At 66.7% G+C, this 21266-nt stretch carries 18 protein-coding genes; 15 read left to right on the forward strand and 3 right to left on the reverse strand.

The window, feature by feature from the left end:
- The first annotated feature begins 2 nt into the window (after positions 1 to 2).
- Genes ABDC78_RS24160 through ABDC78_RS24200 form a run of 9 tightly spaced genes read left to right on the forward strand, consistent with a single transcriptional unit; the run spans position 3 to position 10612 of the window.
- Positions 3 to 1493 (forward strand): MCE family protein, encoded by a 1491-nt coding sequence (locus ABDC78_RS24160; protein ID WP_178358052.1) that lies wholly within the window; start codon positions 3 to 5, stop codon positions 1491 to 1493.
- Positions 1494 to 1526: 33 nt separating this feature from the next.
- Positions 1527 to 2558 (forward strand): virulence factor Mce family protein, encoded by a 1032-nt coding sequence (locus tag ABDC78_RS24165; protein WP_178358051.1) that lies wholly within the window; start codon positions 1527 to 1529, stop codon positions 2556 to 2558.
- Entirely contained in the window at positions 2555 to 3922 is a 1368-nt protein-coding gene (locus ABDC78_RS24170) for an MCE family protein (RefSeq protein ID WP_178358050.1), read from the forward strand. Before ABDC78_RS24165 ends, ABDC78_RS24170 begins: the two co-directional genes overlap by 4 nt.
- Positions 3919 to 5259, forward strand: a complete 1341-nt coding sequence (locus tag ABDC78_RS24175; RefSeq protein WP_178358049.1) for an MCE family protein — start codon at positions 3919 to 3921, stop codon at positions 5257 to 5259. Before ABDC78_RS24170 ends, ABDC78_RS24175 begins: the two co-directional genes overlap by 4 nt.
- The gene (locus ABDC78_RS24180) at positions 5256 to 6431 is read left to right on the forward strand and encodes an MCE family protein (protein WP_306172904.1); all 1176 of its coding nucleotides are present in this window, start codon (positions 5256 to 5258) and stop codon (positions 6429 to 6431) included. The genes ABDC78_RS24175 and ABDC78_RS24180 overlap by 4 nt, the downstream gene beginning before the upstream one ends.
- A gap of 1 nt (position 6432) precedes the next feature.
- A complete protein-coding gene (locus ABDC78_RS24185) occupies positions 6433 to 7893 on the forward strand; it encodes an MlaD family protein (protein WP_178358048.1) in 1461 nt (486 codons plus the stop codon).
- Positions 7857 to 8606 (forward strand): Mce protein, encoded by a 750-nt coding sequence (locus ABDC78_RS24190; protein WP_178358047.1) that lies wholly within the window; start codon positions 7857 to 7859, stop codon positions 8604 to 8606. Before ABDC78_RS24185 ends, ABDC78_RS24190 begins: the two co-directional genes overlap by 37 nt.
- Entirely contained in the window at positions 8603 to 9334 is a 732-nt protein-coding gene (locus tag ABDC78_RS24195) for a hypothetical protein (RefSeq protein ID WP_347133214.1), read from the forward strand. Before ABDC78_RS24190 ends, ABDC78_RS24195 begins: the two co-directional genes overlap by 4 nt.
- A 12-nt stretch (positions 9335 to 9346) precedes the next feature.
- The gene (locus tag ABDC78_RS24200) at positions 9347 to 10612 is read left to right on the forward strand and encodes a WS/DGAT domain-containing protein (RefSeq protein WP_178358046.1); all 1266 of its coding nucleotides are present in this window, start codon (positions 9347 to 9349) and stop codon (positions 10610 to 10612) included.
- 1 nt (position 10613) lies between these two features.
- Here the strand turns inward: ABDC78_RS24200 and ABDC78_RS24205 are convergent, their stop codons facing one another.
- Together ABDC78_RS24205 and putP are read right to left on the reverse strand one after the other, a co-directional pair.
- Positions 10614 to 11276 (reverse strand): TetR/AcrR family transcriptional regulator, encoded by a 663-nt coding sequence (locus tag ABDC78_RS24205; RefSeq protein ID WP_347133215.1) that lies wholly within the window; start codon positions 11274 to 11276, stop codon positions 10614 to 10616.
- 66 nt (positions 11277 to 11342) lie between these two features.
- Positions 11343 to 12875, reverse strand: a complete 1533-nt coding sequence (gene putP / locus ABDC78_RS24210; RefSeq protein ID WP_178358044.1) for a sodium/proline symporter PutP — start codon at positions 12873 to 12875, stop codon at positions 11343 to 11345.
- Positions 12876 to 13063: 188 nt separating this feature from the next.
- Between putP and ABDC78_RS24215 the strand changes: the two genes are divergently transcribed.
- The 3 genes from ABDC78_RS24215 (at position 13064) to ABDC78_RS24225 (ending at position 16896) form a co-directional block, all read left to right on the forward strand.
- Positions 13064 to 14527 carry a carotenoid oxygenase family protein gene (locus tag ABDC78_RS24215; RefSeq protein WP_178358043.1) on the forward strand — a complete coding sequence of 488 codons (1464 nt, stop codon included), beginning with the start codon at positions 13064 to 13066 and terminating at the stop codon, positions 14525 to 14527.
- 38 nt (positions 14528 to 14565) lie between these two features.
- Entirely contained in the window at positions 14566 to 15087 is a 522-nt protein-coding gene (locus ABDC78_RS24220) for a DoxX family protein (RefSeq protein WP_178358042.1), read from the forward strand.
- A gap of 66 nt (positions 15088 to 15153) precedes the next feature.
- Positions 15154 to 16896 (forward strand): DUF3556 domain-containing protein, encoded by a 1743-nt coding sequence (locus ABDC78_RS24225; protein ID WP_178358041.1) that lies wholly within the window; start codon positions 15154 to 15156, stop codon positions 16894 to 16896.
- A 10-nt stretch (positions 16897 to 16906) separates the two neighbouring features.
- On the opposite strand, the gene ABDC78_RS24230 is transcribed toward ABDC78_RS24225, so the two are convergent.
- Positions 16907 to 17698, reverse strand: a complete 792-nt coding sequence (locus tag ABDC78_RS24230; RefSeq protein ID WP_178358040.1) for a GntR family transcriptional regulator — start codon at positions 17696 to 17698, stop codon at positions 16907 to 16909.
- Between the two features lie 171 nt (positions 17699 to 17869).
- Here ABDC78_RS24230 and ABDC78_RS24235 point away from each other — a divergent pair, with 171 nt between their 5' ends.
- From ABDC78_RS24235 to ABDC78_RS24245, 3 genes are all read left to right on the forward strand, one after another.
- Complete coding sequence (locus ABDC78_RS24235; protein ID WP_178358039.1) at positions 17870 to 19186, forward strand: acetyl-CoA hydrolase/transferase C-terminal domain-containing protein; 1317 nt, start codon at positions 17870 to 17872, stop codon at positions 19184 to 19186.
- Between the two features lie 116 nt (positions 19187 to 19302).
- Positions 19303 to 20448: a thiolase family protein gene (locus ABDC78_RS24240; RefSeq protein WP_178358038.1), complete on the forward strand. Its 1146-nt coding sequence runs from the start codon at positions 19303 to 19305 to the stop codon at positions 20446 to 20448.
- A gap of 50 nt (positions 20449 to 20498) precedes the next feature.
- A complete protein-coding gene (locus tag ABDC78_RS24245; RefSeq protein ID WP_347133535.1) occupies positions 20499 to 21245 on the forward strand; it encodes a crotonase/enoyl-CoA hydratase family protein in 747 nt (248 codons plus the stop codon).
- Positions 21246 to 21266: the final 21 nt, after the last annotated feature.

Here is a 21266-nt window from a genome sequence, read left to right on the forward strand (position 1 = left end):
GTATGGACGAAGAAGGTCTGCAACCCGGGTGGTGGACGCTCATCCTGGTCGCGGTGCTCGCCGTGGCCGTGTGGCTGACGTATGCACTGTTCACCGGAACGCTGAAATCCACGGTCCCCGTGACCTTGACCTCCGACCGGGCGGGCCTGGTCATGGAGACCAACGCGAAGGTCAAACTGCGCGGCGTGCAGGTGGGCCGGGTCTCCGGCATCGGGGTGACGGGTCAGGAGAACCCCCCGGTCGCGTTGCGCCTCGAGATCGACCCGGACAAGCTGCAATTCATCCCGTCCAACGTCGAGGCGCAGATCCGCGCGACCACGATCTTCGGCGCCAAGTTCGTCGATCTGGTGTTCCCCGACAACCCCACCGGCCGCCTCGAGGCGGGCCAGGTACTGCAGTCCCGGAACGTGACCACCGAGGTCAACACCGTGTTCCAGAACCTCGTCGCGGTGCTCGATCAGGTTGATGCAGCCAAGCTCAACAGCACCCTGTCGGCTCTGGCCGACGGCGTCCGCGGTCAGGGTGAGCGCATCGGCCAGGCCACCACCGACGCCAATGAGGTTCTGCTCGCGCTGAACCCGCGCAACGAAACCATCACCTCCGACCTCCGGGCGCTGACTTCCTTCAACGAGACGTTCAGTTCGGCCGCGCAGGACATCCTGACGACGCTGGACGCGGCGAGCACAACAAGCACCACCGTGGTGAACCAGTCCCAGGAACTGGATGCGTTGCTGCTGTCCACGATCGGGCTGTCCAACAGCGGTATCAGCCTGCTGGCACCGAACCAGGCCAACCTGATCAAGGCCATCAACGTGCTGGAGCCGACGACGAACCTGCTCTACAAGTACAACCCGTCGTACACCTGCCTGCTGTTGGGCGCCAAGCACCTCCTCGACAACGGTGGGTACGAAAGCCCCGGCGGCAACGGCCGCTCGCTGGTGCTCGATGCCGGATTGGCGCTGGGCGACGACCCCTACAACTACCCGCGACATCTGCCGATCATCGGCGCCAAGGGTGGCCCCGGCGGCAAGCCCGGCTGTGGCTCGCTGCCGGACGTGTCGAAGAACTGGCCGGTACGCAATCTCGTCACCAACACCGGCTTCGGCAGCGGGCTGGACTGGCGCCCCAACCCGGGCATCTCCTTCCCCATCTACGCCAACTACCTGCCGGTGACCCGTGCGGTCCCGGAGCCGCCGAGCATCCGCAACCTGTTCGGCGGACCCGCCATCGGACCGATCCCGTACCCCGGCGCCCCGGCTTACGGTGCGCAGCTTTACGCGCCCGACGGCACACCGCTGTGGCCCGGCCTGCCACCGGCGCCACCGCCAGGGGCTCCGCGGGATCCGGGACCGACGCCGGGTAGCGAGCCGTTCGTGGTTCCTAATCCTGCGCAGCTGCAACCTACGGCCGTTCCCTGGCAACAGGTCCCGCCCCCGGTTCCGGCCGTGCCCGGACAGCCCGCACCTCTACCGCCCTACTACCCAGTGCCATGACCGGAGCAGACCAACCATCATGAGAGGTAACCGATGACAGCGAATATCCGTGGAGACGCAGTGCGTCTCGGGGTGTTCCTGGCTGTGTGCCTGCTCGGTGTGTTCGCTCTGTTCGCGGTGTTCGGGCAGATGCGGTTCGGCGAGAAGTCCCATCAGTACCGCGCCGAGTTCGTGAACGTGACCGGGTTGGAGACCAACGATTTCGTCCGGATCGCCGGTGTCGAGGTCGGCAAGGTCACGAAGGTGGAGATCCAGCCCGACACCACCGCGCTGGTCGAGTTCTCCGCAGACGATTCGGTGGTTCTCACCCAGGGCAACAGAGCTGTCATCCGATACGACGATCTGATCGGCGGCCGCTACCTGGCGCTGGAGGAAGGCGCGGGCGGGGTAGAGAGGCTCAACCCGGGGGACACCATTCCGCTGGCCCTCACCTCACCGGCACTGGATCTCGATGCACTGATCGGTGGCTTCCGGCCACTGTTCCAGGCGCTGGATCCCGAACAGATCAACGCGCTGTCCGGTCAGCTCATCACCGCCCTGCAGGGCCAGGGCGGCACCATCAACTCGTTCCTGGCGCAGACCGCCGCCCTGACGAGCACGCTGGCCGACCGGGACCAGTTGATCGGTGACGTCATCATCAACCTGAACACCGTGCTCGGGTCGCTGGGTGATCAGAGCGACCAGTTCGGCAAGGCGGTCGACTCACTCTCGGAACTGGTGGAAGGGCTGGAATCCCGGGGCGAAGAGATCAGCAGCGGGCTGGCCTACACCAACGCCGCGGCGGGCACCATCGCCGACCTGTTGTCCGAGGCTCGTCCGCCTCTGCAGAAGGTGGTCAACGAGACGGACCGAACCGCCGGGATCGTCGTCGCGGACGCCGACTACTTCGACAACCTCCTCAACACGCTGCCGGATGCCTACCAGGCGCTGGCCCGGCAGGGCATCTACGGTGACTTCTTCAGCTTCTACCTGTGCGACCTCGTGCTCAAGCTCAACGGCAAGGGCGGACAACCGGTGTATGTGAAGGTGGCCGGCCAGGACACCGGGAGGTGCGCACCGCGATGAAGCCTTTCAGTGAACGCAACCAGTTCGTGGTCGGTGCCGTCGGCCTCGCCGCCACCGCGGCGATCGTGCTCGGGGCGATCAACTACGAGCGACTGCCGTTCGTCGAGCAGGGACGCGAGTACACCGCCAACTTCGCCGAGGCCGGCGGCCTGACCACCGATGCGGCCGTACAGGTTTCGGGCTTCAAGGTCGGCCAGGTCAAGTCCATCGAGCTGGACGGACCCCAGGTGCTGGTGACGTTCACGGTCGATAAGGACATCCGGCTCGGTGACCGGACCGAGGCGGCGATCAAGACCAAGGGCCTGCTCGGGACCAAGATCCTGGAGGTCGTCGCGCGCGGTGACGGCCAGCAGGACGGCACCATTCCGTTGGCCCGCACCACCTCGCCCTACCAACTCCCGGACGCCCTCGGTGAGCTCGCGACCACGATCAGCGGCCTCGACACCGATCAGCTGTCCGATTCGCTTCGGGTGCTCTCGGCGACGTTCGCCGACACACCACCGCAGTTGAAGATCGCGGTCGAGGGCGTGGCGCGGTTCTCCGACACCCTCAACGAGCGCGACGCGGAACTGCGTGGCCTGCTTGCCAATGCGAACAAGGCCACCACCGTGCTGGCCGAACGCAGCGATCAGGTGGTCAGCCTCGTCTCCAACACCAATGCGCTACTGGCCGAACTGCAGAGCCAGAGTGCGGCGCTGGATCAGATCTCCGGCAGCATCTCCGCGCTCAGCCAACAACTCCAGGGCTTCATCGGCGAGAACCGCGAAACGATGAAACCCGCGTTGGACAAGCTCAACGGGGTTCTGACGATCCTGGACAACCGCAAAGAACGCCTGCAGAAGTCGCTCAACCTGTTGAACCAGTACTCGCTGTCGTTGGGCGAGTCGGTCTCGTCGGGTCCGTTCTTCAAGAACTACATCTCCAATCTGCTGCCCGGGCAGTTCCTTCAGCCGTTCATCGACGTGGCCTTCTCCGATCTGGGACTGGACCCGAACGTGCTGCTGCCGTCCCAGCGCAGCGACCCGCAGGTCGGCCAGCCCGGCACGCCCGCGATGCCGGTGCCGTTCCCGAGGACCGGCCAGGGTGGCGAACCTCGGATGACGATCCCCGATGCCATCACCGGCAATGTGGGCGACCAGGGGTGCGGCCCGGGTGGACCGGGAGGCCTGCCTGCGCCCGGTCCCACCGGTTGTTATCCGTACCGTGAGCCGCCGCCCGCACCGCCGCCGGGCGGTCCGCCGCCGGGACCACCGGCTGAGGCACCGCACGGACTCGGCTCCGTCCCGGCCCCGACGCCGAATCCGGTGTACGTCCCTGCGCCCGGTGAGGCACCTCCGATCGCGACCGTGGAGGGCACCCCATGAGAAATCCCCGAACCTGGGTCGCCGCTGTGCTGGCGTTGCTGCTGGTCGCCGGTGTCGCCGTTCTGGTGCGGACCACCGACTCGGTCAACCGGGTGAATGTCGTCGGCTACTTCGACAACAGCAACGGCATCTACGTCGGTGACGACGTCCGCATCCTCGGGGTGCCGGTCGGCAGGATCACCTCGATCGATCCCGAGCCGGAACGGGTGAAGATCACGTTCTGGTACGACAGCCGCTACGACGTACCCGCAGATGCGAACGCCGCGATCCTGTCGCCGGCGCTGGTGACCTCCCGTGCCATCCAGTTGACGCCCGTCTACACCGGCGGTCCGGTGATGGCCGACAACACCGTGATCCCCGAGGAGCGGACCGCGGTGCCCGTCGAGTGGGATCAGGTGCGGGGGCAGTTGGAACGGCTCAGCGAGACGCTGCAGCCCACCGAGCCCGGCGGCGTCAGTCCGCTGGGGTCGGTGATCAACACCACCGCAGACAACCTGCGGGGCGAGGGCGCCAATATCCGCGAGACGGTCATCAAGCTGTCGCAGGCGTTTTCGGCGCTGGGGGATCGCAGCACCGACATCTTCTCCACCATCAAGAACCTGGCGATCCTGGTGTCGGCGCTGCAGGACAGCACAGACCTGATGCGGCAGCTCAACCAGAACCTGGCTTCGGTCAGCGGGCTGCTCGCCGATGATCCCGGCGAAGTGGGCACGGCGGTGCGGGATCTCAACGCCGCCGTCGGTGAGGTCCAGTCCTTCGTCGCCGAGAACCGCGATGCCCTCGGTACGACGTCGGAGAAGCTGGCGGGGGTGACCACGGCGCTCGACGAGAGCCTCGACGACATCACCCAGTTCCTGCACAGTGCACCCAACACGTTCCAGAACTACGTCAACATCTGGCAGCCCGCCCAAGGTGCGGCAAGCGCCATCCTCGCGGTCAACAACTTCGCCAACCCGATCCAATTCCTCTGCGGCGCAGTGCAGGCCGCGTCCAGGCTGGGAGCGGAGCAGTCGTCGAAGCTGTGCGTGCAGTACCTGGCGCCGATCATGAAGAACCGGCAGTACAACTTCCCGCCATTGGGTCTGAACCAGCTCATCGGTGCGAGCACGCGCCCGAATGAGCTGACCTACAGCGAGGATTGGCTGCGTCCGGACTACATCCCGCCCGGTGGGCCACCGCCGCCTGCTGCGCCGCCGGTCCCGGCACCGGCCGGGGTTCCCGCACCGGCAACGGCGCTGGCCGATGCTCCGCCGCTGGCGGCCGAGATGCCGCCGGTCGCCACCAACCCGACCGACGGACTGCACGGGCTGATGGTTCCGGCGGGGGCGGGCTCATGATGCGGGTCCGCACCGGTGTCGGTGTCACGCTGCTCGCCGTGACACTGGTCAGCTCGGGATGTGGGTGGCGGGGCCTGAACTCTGTTCCCCTGCCGGGTGTCGAGGGCATGGGACCGGGTTCGTTCACCATCCAGGCGCAGATGCCCGACGTGGACAACGTCGAACGCAACTCCCGGGTCCGCGTCGGAGACGTCAACGTCGGCACCGTCACCGAAATCGAGCGTCAGGGCTGGAACGCACTGGTGACGATGTCGCTGGACCGTGACGTCGTGTTGCCCGCCAACGCAACCGCCAAGATCGGCCAGACCAGCCTGCTGGGTTCGCAGCACATCGAGTTGGCGGCGCCCGCCGACGAGGCTCCGGAAGGCCGCCTCGAAGGCGGCTCGCTGATCCCGCTCGCCTCCTCAGGTGCGTTCCCGACCACCGAGCAGGCACTGGCCGCGGTCGCGTTGCTGCTCAACGGTGGTGGTCTCGGCAACATCCAGGACATCACCGAGGCGCTCAGCGTTGCCTTCACCGGGCGTGAGAACGACCTGCGCAGCCTGATCGAGCAACTCGACATCGCGATCGGGCACCTCGACGACCAGAAGAACGACATCATCGCCACCGCGGAGAGCCTCGACGGCCTGATCGGGCAGATCGCCGAACAGAAACCGGTCGTGGACAGGGCGCTGCAGACGATCCCCGACGCGCTGTCGGTGCTGCGCGACCAACGCGATGCCCTCTCCGAGACACTGGTGCAGCTCGGCAGGTTCAGCGCTTTGGCGGCGGACTCTGTCAACCAGACCCGGGAAGCGCTCGTGCAGGAACTCAAGGATCTCGGCCCGGTGCTGCAGTCCTTGGCCGATGCCGGACCTGCGCTGACGCGGTCACTGAGCTTCCTGCCGACGTTCCCGTTCCCGAAGGAGACACTGACCAACTGGCTGCGCGGCGACTACGCCAACCTGTCACTGATCGTCGACCTGACGCTGAGTCGGATCGACGCCGGCTTCTTCACCGGAACCCGGTGGGAGTGCGACCTGACATGGTTGGAGCTGCAGTGGGGCCGGACCATCGGCCAGATGCCCAGCCCCTGCACCGCGCCCAACTCGCCGTCGGTGGCGTGGAAGTCCCCGGGGACCACCCCGGGGAACCCGTTGCTCGCGCCGTACCGCTGGGATCAGGGGCCATGACATGCGTGTGACAAGACAGATGCTGATCCAGCTGGCGATCTTCTCCGTGATCGCGGTGACGGCACTGGGAATCATGCTCTTCGGATACATGAGGCTGCCGGCACTGATGGGCATCGGCCAGTACCGGGTGACCCTCGAGTTGCCTGAGACCGGCGGGCTCTACGAGCGCAGCAACGTCACCTACCGGGGATCGCAGGTCGGCATCGTCGACAGCGTCGACCTGACCGAATCCGGTGTGGAGGCCAAGCTTTCGCTCAACTCCAACGTGCCGATCCCCGCCGACCTGATCGCCGAGGTGCGCAGCCAGTCGGCGGTCGGCGAGCAGTTCGTCCAGCTCCTGCCCCAGAGCAGCGACGGCCCGGAGTTGCGCGACGGCGACGTGATCCCGCGGGACCGCTCGTCGGTGCCCGTCGATGTGAACACCGTGCTCGAGCTCACCAACAGTGGCTTGCAGGCGATTCCGCAGGACAACCTCCGCACCGTGGTCGACGAGGCGTACCTGGCGGTCGGCGGGCTCGGTCCGGAGTTGCGGCGGTTGGTCAGCGGTTCCACCCAGTTGGCGATCGACGCCAGGGCGGACCTCGATTCGCTGACGACGGTGATCGACGACGTTCGTCCGATTTTGGACTCCCAGACCGACACCTCGGGCTCGATCCAGGCGTGGGCGGCGAACCTGGCGAACGTCACCGGGCAGCTGCGAAGCGAGGATGCGTCGGTGTCGGGCCTCCTCAGCACCGGTCCCGGCGCCGCCGAGGAGGTGCGGGCGCTGCTCGACCAGCTCCAACCCACCCTGCCGATCGTGCTGGCCAATCTGGTCAACGTCGGCGAGGTCGCCGTCACCTACCAGCCCAACCTCGAGCAACTGCTGGTGCTGCTTCCGCAGGGCACCGCGGTGACCCAGGGCGTGGGCGTGGCCAAGAACGGGACGAAACAGGACTACATGGGTGACTACCTCACCTTGAATCTGAACCTCAACATTCCGCCGCCGTGCAGCACCGGCTTCCTGCCGGCCCAGCAGCAGCGGGCACCGACGTTCGAGGACTATCCCGACCGCCCGGCGGGCGACGTGTACTGCCGCGTGCCGCAGGACGGTGCGTTCAACGTTCGTGGTGCCCGCAATATCCCGTGCGTCACGAGGCCCGGCAAACGCGCGCCGACCGCGAAGATGTGCGAGAGCGATGAGAACTACGTACCGCTCAACGACGGGTACAACTGGAAGGGCGACCCCAACGCGACGATCTCCGGCCAGGCCGTCCCTCAGCTACGGCCGGGGGCACCACCTGCAGAAGCGCTTCCGCCAGCGGCTCCCGCGCCGCCTCCGATCGCAGCCGCCGAATACGACCCGGCGAGCGGCACGTACGTTGGACCGGACGGACATGTGTACACACAGTCCAACCTGGCCCGCAGTGCCGAAGAGGAGCAAACATGGCAGTCGATGATGCTGCCCCCGACGGGGAATTGAGCAAGCAGACCTCGGAGCCGAACCATGAAGCCGGGGTGGAAGAGTCCGGTGCGGTGGAACCAGAGTCCACGGCTGTCGAGGAGTCAGCCGCCGAGGTGACGGCTGCCGACGAGATCGACGCGGGCGAGTCGGACGCCCGGGACGAAGCCGAGGGCACCGACGTAGAGGACACCGAAGCCGGGGACACCGAAGCCGAGGACTACGAGGCCGAAGCTCCCGTGCGCACCCCGATCTCGCACGTCAAGCTCGCCCTCATCGGCGGGCTTGCCGGTGTTCTGGCCTTGGCCGGGCTGACCGGCTGGCTGGGCTTCCGGGCGTACGAGTCGAACAAGGCTGCGGCCGAGAGCGCGCTGTTCCTGCAGGTGGGACGTCAGGGTGCGCTGAATCTCACCAGCATCGACTTCGAGAACGCCGAGGCCGATGTCCAGCGCATTCTGGACTCCGCGACCGGCACCTTCTACGACGACTTCCAGCAGCGTGCGCAACCGTTCGTGGAGGTCGTCAAGCAGGCGCAATCGAAGTCGGTCGGCACCATCGCCGAGGCGGGCATCGAGTCCGAGAGCGACAACGAGGCGCAGGTACTGGTCGCAGTCACGGTGCGGACGTCGAACGCCGGTGCGCCAGAACAGGAACCGCGGGCATGGCGGATGCGGATCCTGGTGGAGAAGATCGGTGACGAAGCCAAGGTGTCCAATGTGGAGTTCGTCCCGTGAGCAAGGACAACGAGGACAAGGCGACTGTGAGCTTGGAGAAGGACAACACCGCTGTGGGTGCTGAGACCGAGGTCGATGACACGGTCGAGGACACCACGGAGAAGACCACCGAGGCCGACGGCCCCGCCGACGATGACACTGCCGACGATGACACTGCGGGTGGAGACACTGCCGACGAGGCCACCGAGGTCGCGTCCGACGACGCCGACCACCCCGAGGCCGAACCGGACGCGCCCAAGCGCGGCATCCAGTGGTCGCGGCTGGTCGCCTTCGTGCTGCTGCCCGCGCTGGCCCTGGTCCTCGCTCTGGGCGCCGGATACCTGAAGTGGCGGGACAACTCGGTCCGTAGCGCTGACCTGGCGGCGTCGACATCGGTGCAGGCGGCAAGAGACATCACCATCGCGCTGCTGTCGTATGCACCCGACACGGTGGAGCAGCAGCTGGGGGATGCGCGCGAGCTGCTGACCGGAGAATTCCGCGATTCGTACACCGCGCTCACCAACGACGTGGTGATCCCCGGTGCGCAGCAGAGGCAGATCTCCGCCGTCGCCTCGGTGCCGGCCGCGGCGTCGGTGTCGGCATCCCCGACCGAGGCGGTGGTGCTGGTGTTCGTCAACCAGACCGTCAGCGTCGGCCAGGACCCGCCCACCGATACGGCGTCCAGCGTGCGCGTCACGCTGGACAAGGTCGACAACCGCTGGCTCATCTCGCAGTTCGACCCCGTATAGGTTCGCGCGTCGATGACGGTGCGCCGACTCGCCGCGATCGATGCGCAGACCTACTGGATGTCCGCTGCGGTCCCCAGCGACCAGTTCCTGCTCTACGCCTTCGGGCCGGGGTCGGCCGACATCGGTCACGCTGTCGAGGTGGTGGCGGATCGGGCACGGGGCTGTGCCGAACTGGGGCTGTGCATCGCCGAAACCGGTTTCTGGACCTACCCGGCCTGGGTGCCCCGCGGGATCGGTGAGGACCAGTTCGTCGTCCACGAGTTGGCCGACCGCACCTGGGCGTCCTGTCTGGCCGCGGTGACGAATCTGGTTGACCGGCAGCTCGATCCGCGGGAGATGACCTGGCGGGTGCACGTGTTCCCGGACATCGACGGCATTCCCGGCGCCCGCAGCGCCACCGTGGTCGTCGTGCAGATCTGTCATGCACTCGGTGACGGGGTCCGGTCCGCGGCGTTGGCCGGCCATCTTTTCGGCCGCGCCGGCGAGGTGGATGCCGTCCCGGCGCCGCGGGGTTCCGCGACTGCGCTCCCACAGCGCGCACTCGACTCGGCGCTCGCGCATCGCCGGTTGGTGCGTGACGGCCGTGCCGGATTGGTTCCCGGCCAGGCACCGTCGCGCCCGTTGCTGCGTAGCAACGCGCGACCGTCGGGATCTCGCCACGTGCGGACAGTGATGTGTGACCGCGGGCGGCTGCGAGGGCCGACGGTGACGGTGGGGGTGCTGGCTGCGGTGTCCGCGGCGCTGTCCGGGCAGCTCCGCGCGTTGGGCGACGACCCGTCGCAGCTCGCTGCGGAGGTGCCGATGGCCAAGTCAGGTCCGCGCGCGGCGCACAATCATTTCGGCAACGTCGGTGTCGGCCTGTACCCGGACCTGGCCTTCGACCAACGGGCCCAACGGATCAGCGTCGAGCTGGAGCAACGCCGGCGGCGCGCCTCCCACCCGGCGATGCGCGCCGAGAGCGCGGCATTCGCGGCGGTTCCGGCACCGGTGCTCCGTTGGGGCGTAGCCCAGTTCGATCCCGACACCCGGTGGCCCACAGCCACCGGGAACACAGTGGTGTCCAGCGTCAACCGCGGCGCGAAGGATCTGCATTTCGGTGGGGCTCCGGTGACGCTGACCGCCGGATTCCCCGGCCTGTCCCCGATGATGGCGTTGACCCACGGTGTGCACGGCATCGGCGAGACGATCGTGATCAGTGTGCATGCGGCCGAGTCGGCGATCGGCGACATCGATTCCTATGTGCAGCGATTGGAACACGAAGTTCGCAAAGGGAACTGAGTCAGGCGTTCTCGGCGAGCGCGGCGACGACCGCGTTCATCGACTTCATCGCTGCGTCACGGTCATCACCCATCCCCACCAGGGTGTCGATCACCAGAGGTCCCAGGATCTGGGTGAGTCCGTGCCCTTCATGCCCGAAGTATCCGGCCATCTCCAGCATCACCGCGCCGTGGTTGAGGCTCCACAACCGCCCCGCCACCGCCAGTTCGTCGTCGTCGCGGATGCGGCCGGCGGCGATCATCCGGCGCACGGCACTGTGCAGCGCCCCGAAGGACGGGGCCCATTCGGCGCGGTTGGTTGCGCTTCCGGTGACGGTGATGTCGGTGCGGTAGACCGTGAGCGAGGCCGGTGCGGAGGTGCCGAAGATCAGTTGGTATCGCTGAGGATTGGCGAGCGCGAAGTCATGGTAGGCGAGTCCCATCGCCAGGAAGTCGGCCACGGGATCGTCGGTTTCGGGCACCTCGGTCAACGCCCGGGTGAAACGGATGAACACCTCCCCGGCGATGGCATCGAGCAGGCCTGTCATTCCGCCGAAGTGTGTGTACACCGCCATCGTGGAGGTGCCGGTCTCGGCCGCGACATTGCGCGCACTGAGCGCGGGAAGCCCGTCGCGTTCGAGGATGCGCACTCCCGCCTCGATCAGGGAATGGCGGGGTGCGCTCACGTATGCCATGTAACCATAACGGCGTTATCGAGTGGGTGCTGACACCAGTCTTGTGCCGCGCCGTGATCATTCGGCGGTGGCGGCGGCGACGGCCGGTTCACGCACTGCCGCGTCCATCTCGGTGAACTCGCGGTCGATGTCGTCGTTCTGGCGCGCGGTCATCAGCGACACCACCGTGGCGACAACCGCGCAGGCGATGAAGCCGGGAACGATCTCGTACATCGCGCTGGCCAACGCCTCGGTCTGACCCCAGATCCCCACCACCACGGCGCCGCTGATCATGCCGGCGATCGCGCCGGGGGAGGTGAGTCCGCGCCAGAACAGCGACAAGATGATGAGCGGACCGAACGCCGCACCGAAGCCCGCCCACGCGAAGCCGACCAGGTCGAGGATCGATCCATCCGGGTTCAGAGCGAGGGCGATCGCGACGATGGCGACCGTCAGCACCCCGAGCCGGCCATAGGCGACCAGCCTCGTCGGACTCGTTTCCTTGCCGAATGCCCTGTAGATGTCCTCGACGAGGGCCGACGAGCAGACGATCAACTGCGAGGAGATGGTCGACATGACTGCGGCGAGCACTGCCGCGAGCACGATCCCGGCGATGAAGGGGTGGAACATGATCTTCGCCAGTTCCAGGAACACCGTTTCGGGATTGTCCAGCGTTTCGCCGCGATTGTAGAAGTAGGCGAAACCCGCGAAGCCGGTGACGATGGCGCCCAGGGAGCTGAGCACCATCCAGCTGATGCCGATGCGACGACCGGCCTTGGCGTCGGCGGGGGAGCGCAGCGCCATGAACCGGACGATGATGTGCGGCTGGCCGAAGTAGCCGAGTCCCCAGGCGGCAGCGGACAGGATGGCCATCACACTTCCTCCGTAGAACAGGGAGGTGCGATGGATTTCATTGCCGGGGTCGGCGAGATTCTGGGCGGTGTCGGAAGCCTGGATCGCGTTGAGCACCTCACCGGGACCGCCGACGGCGATGATGGTGACCACGGGTACCGCGATGAGGGTGGCGAGCATCAGACACCCTTGCGCGACGTCGGTGAGCGTGGCGCCGAGGAAGCCGCCGAACAGCGTGTAGCTCAACGTGATTCCCGCAACGAGCAGCATGCCCAGCAAGTACGACGAGCCGAAGGTGGTTTCGAAGAACACGCCTCCGGCGACCATGCCCGAGGACACGTAGAACGTGAAGAACACCAGGATGATCACCCCGGCCGCGATCCGAAGGACATGCGAATGATCACGCAACCTGTTCTCGAAGAAACTCGGCACCGTGATCGAGTTGTTGGCGATCGCGGTGTAGGCGCGTAGGCGCGGGGCGACGAAGCGCCAGTTGAGATAGGCGCCGATCACCAGGCCGATGACGATCCACGACTCGCCGAGGCCCGCTGCGTAGATGGCGCCGGGCACCCCGAGGAGCAGCCAACCGGACATGTCGGACGCCCCCGCGGACAGTGCTGCCACGCCGGGACTGAGCCTTCGGCCGCCGAGCATGTAGTCGTCCAGATCGCTGGTCTGGCGGTAGGCGTAGTAGCCGATCGCGATCATCGCGGCGAAATACAGTCCGATGGCCAGCATCTGGTACGTGGAGTCGGTCATGGGTGCAGTAAACCGGGGATGTGACGCGAATCATTTGGCGAATCGCATCAGAAATGCAATGAGGCTTTGTCCTGCTGGACAAGGCGCCGAGATCGGGGCGCCGCTGCTGCCGGTCGACCCGTTGCCTGGCCACAATAACGGTGTTATACAGAGAGCCTGCGGCGATAACACTGTTATGAGGAGTTCTTATGGGCAACCGCTACCTGGAGGGGGCGTTCGCCCCGGTGTCGGAGGAGGTCACGCTCACCGATCTGGTGGTGACGGGCCGGATCCCCGACCACCTGGATGGTCGCTACCTGCGTAACGGCCCCAACCCCGTCGGCGAGATCGACCCGGCGCTCTACCACTGGTTCATCGGCGACGGAATGGTGCACGGCGTCCGCATCCGTGACGGTAAGGCCGAGTGGTACCGGAACCGCTGGGTCCGCAGTCCGATCGTGGCCAGGGCGCTCGGCGAAAAGGTGCCCGCCGCACGGTCCCCGGTCTCGCAGGTGGGCGCCAACACCAACGTGATCGGGCACGCCGGCAGGACACTCGCGTTGATCGAGGGCGGTGCCACCAGTTACGAACTGACCGACGAACTGGACACCGTGGGTGTCTGCGATTTCGACGGCACAGTCACCGGCGGATACACCGCCCACCCCAAACGTGACCCCGACAGCGGTGAGCTGCACGCGGTGTCCTACAGCATGCTGCGGGGAAACACGGTGCAGTACTCGGTGATCGGCGCCGACGGTCGCGCCCGGCGCGCTGTCGACATCGAGGTGACCGGCAGCCCGATGATGCACGACTTCTCGTTGACCGAACGTTTCGTGGTCTTCTACGACCTGCCCGTCACGTTCGACACCGAGCAGGCGGCGAGCATGTCGGTTCCGCGTGGTCTCCGTCTGCCGGCGCGACTGTTGTTGTCCGCGTTGATCGGTCGCGTGCGCATCCCCGACCCCGTCGCCGCGCGCATCCCGGCCGGAGGTGGCTCGGATCGCCGATTCCCGTACTCGTGGAATCCGAAGTACCCCGCCAGGATCGGCGTCATGCCGCGCGACGGCGGCAATGCCGACGTGCGGTGGTTCGACGTCGAGCCGTGTTACGTCTTCCACCCGATGAACGCCTACGACTCACCGATCGACGACACGATCGTGCTCGACGTCGTGCGGCACCCGAAGATGTTCGACACCGACCACCTCGGCCCCAACGAGGGGCCGCCGACACTCGAGCGATGGACCGTCGATCTGGTTGCCGGCAAGGTGCGGGAGTCGCGGATCGATGATCGCGCCCAGGAGTTTCCGCGGGTCGACGAGCGGCTTGTCGGAAAGCAGCATCGCTACGGTTACGCGCCGACCGTCGGTGAGGGAACCGACGGCAGTGACACGCTGCTCAAACACGACCTGGTCGGCGGCGACAGTGTGACTCGGCACTTCGGCGATGGAAAAGCACTGGGCGAGTTCGTTTTCCAGGCGTCCTCACCGGATTCCGCCGAAGATGACGGGGTGCTGATGGGTTATGTGTACGACCGGTCGGCGGATCGGAGCGAGCTGGCGATACTCGACGCGCGCACTCTCGAGGACATCGCCGCCATCAAGCTGCCGCACCGCGTGCCCGCCGGATTCCACGGCAACTGGGTGCAGAATGCACACGCTCGCGGCTCGGGGTAGTGCGGCGGCGGCGTAACAGATGGCCTAGATTCTGTTACATGACTGCCTACGACGTCGGAGTGCTGATCCTGCGTGTTGTCCTTGGTCTGACCATGGCCGCACACGGCTACAACAAGTTCTTCGGCAAGGGTGGACTCAAGGGCACCGCCGGCTGGTTCGACAGCATGGGCATGAAGCCGGGCATGTTCCACGCCCGCGTCGCTGCCAGCACGGAGATGGCGGCCGGTCTGGGCCTGGCGCTCGGTCTGCTCACCCCGATCCCGGCGGCGGGCTTCGTCGCGCTGATGCTGGTGGCGGCCTGGACGGTGCACAAGCCCAACGGATTCTTCATCGTCAAGGAGGGCTGGGAGTACAACCTGGTGCTGGCGGTTGCGGCGGTCGCCGTCGCGACGATCGGGGCGGGCAAGCTCAGCCTGGATCACCTGCTCTTCGCCGGCACCGGCGTCTACGACCTGCTGCACGGCTGGTGGGGTCTGCTGATCGCGGTGGTGCTCGGACTCGGCGGCGGCATCGGGCAACTGGTGATCTTCTACCGGCCGCCGGCCAAGCAGGACGCATAGCGCGAGACACGGCGGAAACCGCACAATCGGTGCTGACGAACTGGAACACGTTCTAGTCTGACCGGCATGGGTTTTCTCAAGCAGGAAGCGCCCGTCGTCGACTACGCGGAGTGGAGCAAGGGGACTCGGGCCGAGCGGATCGTCCCGATGGCGCGGCACTGGGCCGAGGTCGGATTCGGCACGCCGGGTGTGCTGCACCTCTTCTACGTGGTGAAGATCCTGCTGTACGTGCTGGTGGCGTGGTTGATCGTGCTCAGTACCGCCGGCATAGACGGCTTCACCAACGTCGGAGCCTGGTACCACGAGCCGATCGTGTACCAGAAGGTCGTCCTCTTCACGATGTTGTTCGAGGTCGTCGGGCTGGGCTGCGGGTTCGGGCCGCTGAACAACCGGTTCTTCCCGCCACTGGGTTCGATCCTCTACTGGTTGCGGCCGAAGACCATCCGGCTGCCCCCATGGCCGAACCGCATCCCGCTGACCAAGGGCGATTCGCGCACACCGTTCGACGTGCTGGTCTACGCCGCCCTGCTTGTCGCTCTGGTGATCGCTCTCTTTTCTGATGGCACCGGCCCGATACCGGAGCTCGGCTCCGAGGTCGGTGTGTTGCCCGTCTGGCAGACGGCGACGATCGTCGGGCTGCTCGCCGTGGCCGGACTGCGCGACAAGGTGATCTTCCTGGCCGCACGCGGTGAGGTGTACGGCGCGTTGGCGGTGTGCTTCCTGTTCAGCGGTGCGGACATCATCATCGCCGCCAAGCTGGTCTGTCTGGTCATCTGGATGGGGGCGGCGACGTCGAAGCTGAACAAGCACTTCCCCTTTGTCATCTCGACGATGATGAGCAACAACCCGGTGTTCCGGCCGCGCTGGATCAAGCGCAAGTTCTTCGAGCACTTCCCCGATGACCTTCGCCCGGGGCGGGCGTCGCGGTGGCTCGCGCACTTCAGCACCGCGATCGAGATGTTGGTCCCGCTGGTGCTGTTCTTCAGCCACGGGGGCTGGGTGACTGCAATCGCCGCGTTCGTGATGATCTGCTTCCACTTCGGCATCCTGTCGGCGATCCCGATGGGGGTGCCGCTGGAGTGGAACGTGTTCATGATGTTCAGCGTGCTGGCGCTGTTCGTCGGCAATGCCGGCGTGGGTCTCGGCGACCTGCAGAGCCCGTGGCCGCTCGTGCTGTTCGCCGTCGTGGCGGGCACCGTGGTGGTCGGAAACCTGTTCCCGCGCAAAGTCTCCTTCCTGCCCGGCATGCGGTACTACGCGGGCAACTGGGACACCTCGCTGTGGTGCATCAAGCCGTCGGCGGCGGCCAAGATCGAGAACGGCATCGTCGCGATCGCCAGCATGCCCGCCGCGCAGATGGAGAAGTTCTACGGCAGCAAGGAAACCGCGGAGATGTACCAGTACATGGGGTACGCGTTCCGCTCGTTCAACACCCACGGCCGCGCCATGTTCACCCTCGCGCACCACGTGATGGCCGGGCACGACGAATCCGACTTCGTGCTGACCGACGGGGAGCGGATCTGCAGCACCGCGATCGGATGGAACTTCGGCGACGGGCACATGCACAACGAGCAGTTGATCGCCGCGCTGCAGAAACGGTGCGGGTTCGAGCCGGGCGAGGTGCGGGTGATGTTGCTCGACGCGCAGCCGATTCACCAGCAGCGTCAGCAGTACCGCCTGGTCGACGCCGCCACCGGTGAGTTCGAACGCGGTTACGTGCAGGTCGCCGACATGGTGACGCGGCAACCCTGGGACGACACGGTGCCGGTCACGGTGACGTGGCGCAAGGACAGCGCCGACGCGCCCTGAATCGCTCCGCCTAGCCCATCACGTCGCGGATCGGAACGCTCTCCAGGCCCGTCAACAGCAGTTCGCGCGACGTGTCGAGGTGCTTGCGCCAGTGTGCCTCCGCGCCCGGGGCGTCCCCTGCGCGGAGATACTGCATGAGTTTGCGGTAGGACCGCATGAGCTTGTCGTAGTCGGCTTTGGACACCGGACGGCGTTCCTTGAACACGAACGCCGTGTGCCGGACGGTGATCTCGTGGAGCATGCCGGCGACCATTCCCAGCGTCGCGTTGCCGGAAAGCTGCACCACCCGCAGATGGAAAGCCCCTGTGGTCTCGGCCAGACGACTCGACTGCCAGCCGTCGGAGATGAGCACTTCGAGCATCTGCTCGAGTTCGTCGAATGCCTCGGCGGGCCCGGATTCGGCGAGCAGGCGCGCGGCCATCGGCTCGATGCCGGACTTCGCGGTCAGCAGGTCGGCGATCGTGGTCCCGGACAACTCGAGCAACAGCCCCGCGGGTCGCGCGACGATCTCCGGCCCGGGAACCCGCACCCGCGCGCCGGTCCGGGAACCGCGGCGCACCTCGACGAGGCGCTCGGACTCCAGCACCCGGACGGCTTCGCGCAGCGTCGGGCGGCTCACGCTGAAATGGGCCATCAACTCGGCCTCGTTGGGCAGGAAGTCGCCGTCTTTGAGCGTGCCGTCGACAACCATGCGGCGCAGCGTTCCGGCCACGAGTTCGGCGGTCTTCGGGGACCGGACCGCCGAACTGGCACTGGCGGCGTCCGGCCCGATCATCGGCGCCAACCGGGTGCTACGCGTCACGACCTCTCCCAACAACTGGTCACCGGCGGACCGGCAAGCTATGCAACTCAGTAAACCATGTGGTGGCACCGATGCCCGGCCCGATGGTTTCCGCAGGACGTTGACGCCGCGTGACGCTGTCTGTGCGCAAGTGCGGGCGGTGCTCCCGGGTCGCATGGCAGGGTAGCGGCCATGGCTGAGGAGCTCACCGCCGAGGAGGCCGCCGCGCGGCTCAGGACCGCCGACACGCTGGGGATACCGCTCGGGCCGGGTCAGCCCCCGGCGTTTCTGCGCGCCCTGGGCGAACGTGACGACTGGACCGGGCTGCGGGTGTTCGGTGCGCTGCTCGCGGTGGGCACCGACCTGTTCTCGAAAACCGGCGTGCACTACCTGTCGGGCTTCTACGGCCCGTTGGAGCGGGCGCTGCGTGATGCCGGCGCCGACATCGAGTTCATGCCCGCTGACTTCCGGCGGTTCGCGCCGCTCATCGAACGACAGGCGCCGCGGGTGATGACCACGGTCGCGACGCCGCCCGACGCCGACGGTTGGTGCTCGCTGTCACTGCACGCGGGCGGCACCATCGACGAGATGCACCGCGCGGGCGCCGATCCCGATCGGGTGCTCGTCGTCGAGGTCTCCGATGCCTACCCGCGCACGTTCGGGTTCGGCGAGCAGCACCGCCACGCGCTGCACGTCGACGAGATGGACATCCTGGTGCGCTCGAACGACAGCCCGGTGTCGCTCCCGGGGCCGCCGCCGACCGACGCCGACGCGGCCATCGCCCGGCACGCCGTCGAGTTCATCCGCTCCGGAGCGACCCTGCAGACCGGGATCGGTTCGATTCCGAGCCAGATCGCCACGCTGTTGGCAGAAGGTGCGGGTGGTGACTACGGCTTGCACAGCGAGATGTTCACCGACGGCTGCATGCAACTGCACCGGGCGGGCAAGATCACCAACGCCGCCAAAGGACAGTACGACGGCGTGAGTGTGACGACATTCGCGTTCGGTTCGGCGGATCTGTACGCGTGGCTGGACAACAACGAGTCCGTCGCGTTCCTGCCGGTGGAGATCGTCAACTCCCCGGACGTGATCGCCGCCAACCGCGAGATGGTCTCGATCAACGGCGCACTTGCGGTCGACATCCAGGGCCAGGTCGTCGCCGACACGATCGCGGGCGACCAGTTCAGCGGGATCGGCGGAGCCGAGGACTTCGTGGCCGGTGCGGGCCTCGATCTGTCGGACCGCTCGCTGATCTGCCTGCGCTCGACGTTCGAGAAGGACGGCGAACTGCATTCGCGGATCGTGCCGTGGTTCGGCCCCGGGGCGGTCATCACCACCCCGCGCCATCACGTCGACGTCGTCGTCACCGAGTACGGCGCCGCGGAACTGGAAGGCCGGACGGTGCAGGAGCGCGGGCACGCCCTCGCGGCGATCGCCCACCCGCTGTTCCGTGACGATCTGCTGGCTGCCGCCGAGCGCGCGGCGAAGGGACGCTCACCGGTCGTCTGAGCAGAGGGGTCGGCGAGTGCCGGGGGTGGCGATACGCCTACCAACCAGTAGGTTGACCTAGTAAACCTTGTTCGTTTACGTTCGAGGGACACCACTGAGACTGAAGGAGTATCTCCATGGCTGAAGCCGTGATCGTCGAGGCTGTCCGTTCACCGGTCGGAAAGCGCAATGGCGGCCTGTCGGGGGTGCATCCGGGCGAACTCTCCGCGCAGGTGCTCAACGGCCTGGTCGAGCGTGCGGGTGTCGATCCCGCCCTCGTCGACGACGTCATCTGGGGTTGCGTCATGCAGGCCGGGGAGCAGGCTCTCGACATCGCACGCACCGCGGTGCTCGCCGCGGGGTGGCCCGAATCCGTCCCCGGGGTGACCGTCGACCGCCAGTGCGGGTCCAGTCAGCAGTCGGTGCACTTTGCCGCCGCGGGTGTGGTCGCGGGTCATTACGACGTGGTGGTCGCCGGCGGCGTGGAATCCATGTCGCGCGTGCCCATGGGTTCGTCGCTGGCCAACGGCGGTCATCCCTACCCGGAAGCGTTCCGTAGCCGCTACACCCAGACGCCCAACCAGGGCATCGGCGCCGAGATGATCGCCGACCAGTGGGGACTCAGCCGCACCGACCTGGACCAGTTCTCGCTGGGATCACACGAAAAGGCCGCCGCAGCACAGGATTCCGGAGCTTTTGACGACCAGATCGTGGCGATCAAGGATCAGGACGGAAATCCGGTGCTCAAGGACGAGGGCATCCGTCGCGGCGGCACCATCGAGTCGATCGGCAAGATCAAGCCGGCATTCAAAGAAGACGGTGTGATCCACGCGGGCAACAGCTCGCAGATCTCGGACGGTTCGGCGGCACTGCTGTTCATGTCCGCCGAGAAAGCGAAGTCGTTGGGGCTCAAGCCGCTTGCCAAGGTGCACACCGCGGTGCTTGCGGGTGCGGACCCGGTGATCATGCTGACCGCGCCGATCCCGGCCACCCAGAAGGCGCTCCAGCGCTCCGGCCTCTCGCTCGACGAGATCGGCGTGTTCGAGGTCAACGAGGCCTTTGCGCCCGTCCCGTTGGCGTGGCTGAAGGACATCGGCGCCGACGAGAAGAAGGTCAACCCCAACGGCGGCGCCATCGCGTTGGGTCACCCGCTGGGTGGGTCCGGCGCGCGGATCATGACGACGATGCTGTACCACATGCGGGACAAGGGAATTCAGTACGGCCTGCAGACGATGTGTGAGGGTGGCGGCCAGGCCAACGCCACCATCCTGGAACTGCTGTGACCGATGGAGTCGACGCCCCCGGCGCTCTGGTCGAGCGCCGGGGAAACGTCATGGTCATCACGATCAACCGGCCCGAGGCGCGTAACGCCATCAACAGCGCGGTCAGCATCGCGGTGGGTGACGCGATGGATCAGGCGCAGCAGGACCCGGATGTCTGGGCCGTTGTCATCACCGGTGCAGGCGACAAATCCTTCTGTGCCGGTGCGGATCTCAAGGCACTGTCGAAGGGTGAGAACATCGGCCATCCCGACCGTCCGAAGTGGGGATTCGCCGGTTACGTCCGCCACTTCATCGACAAGCCGACGATCGCGGCGGTCAACGGCACCGCGCTGGGCGGCGGCACCGAGCTTGCACTGGCCAGCGACCTCGTCGTCGCCGGTGAGAGCGCGAAATTCGGCCTGCCCGAGGTGAAGCGCGGGCTGATCGCCGCCGCCGGCGGTGTCTTCCGGATCGTCGACCAACTCCCGCGCAAGGTCGCACTGGAGATGATGTTCACCGGCGAGCCGATCACCTCGGCCGAGGCGCTGCGATGGGGCCTGATCAACGACGTGGTGCCCGACGGGACCGAACTGGACGCCGCGCTGGCATTGGCCGAGCGGATCACGGTCAACGCGCCCTTGGCCGTTCAGGCCAGCAAGCGTGTCGCCGTCGGCGCCGACGACGGCGTGGTGGCCGCCGACGAGCCGGGGTGGTCGCGGACGATGCGCGAGGTCGCGACGGTGTTCACCACCGAAGATGCCAGGGAAGGGCCGCTGGCGTTCGCGCAGAAGAGACCGCCGGTATGGAAGGCGAAGTAAGCCAAGTAAGCCAACAGAGTT

This window comes from Mycobacterium sp. DL (assembly GCF_039729195.1).
Classification (GTDB): domain Bacteria; phylum Actinomycetota; class Actinomycetes; order Mycobacteriales; family Mycobacteriaceae; genus Mycobacterium; species Mycobacterium hippocampi_A.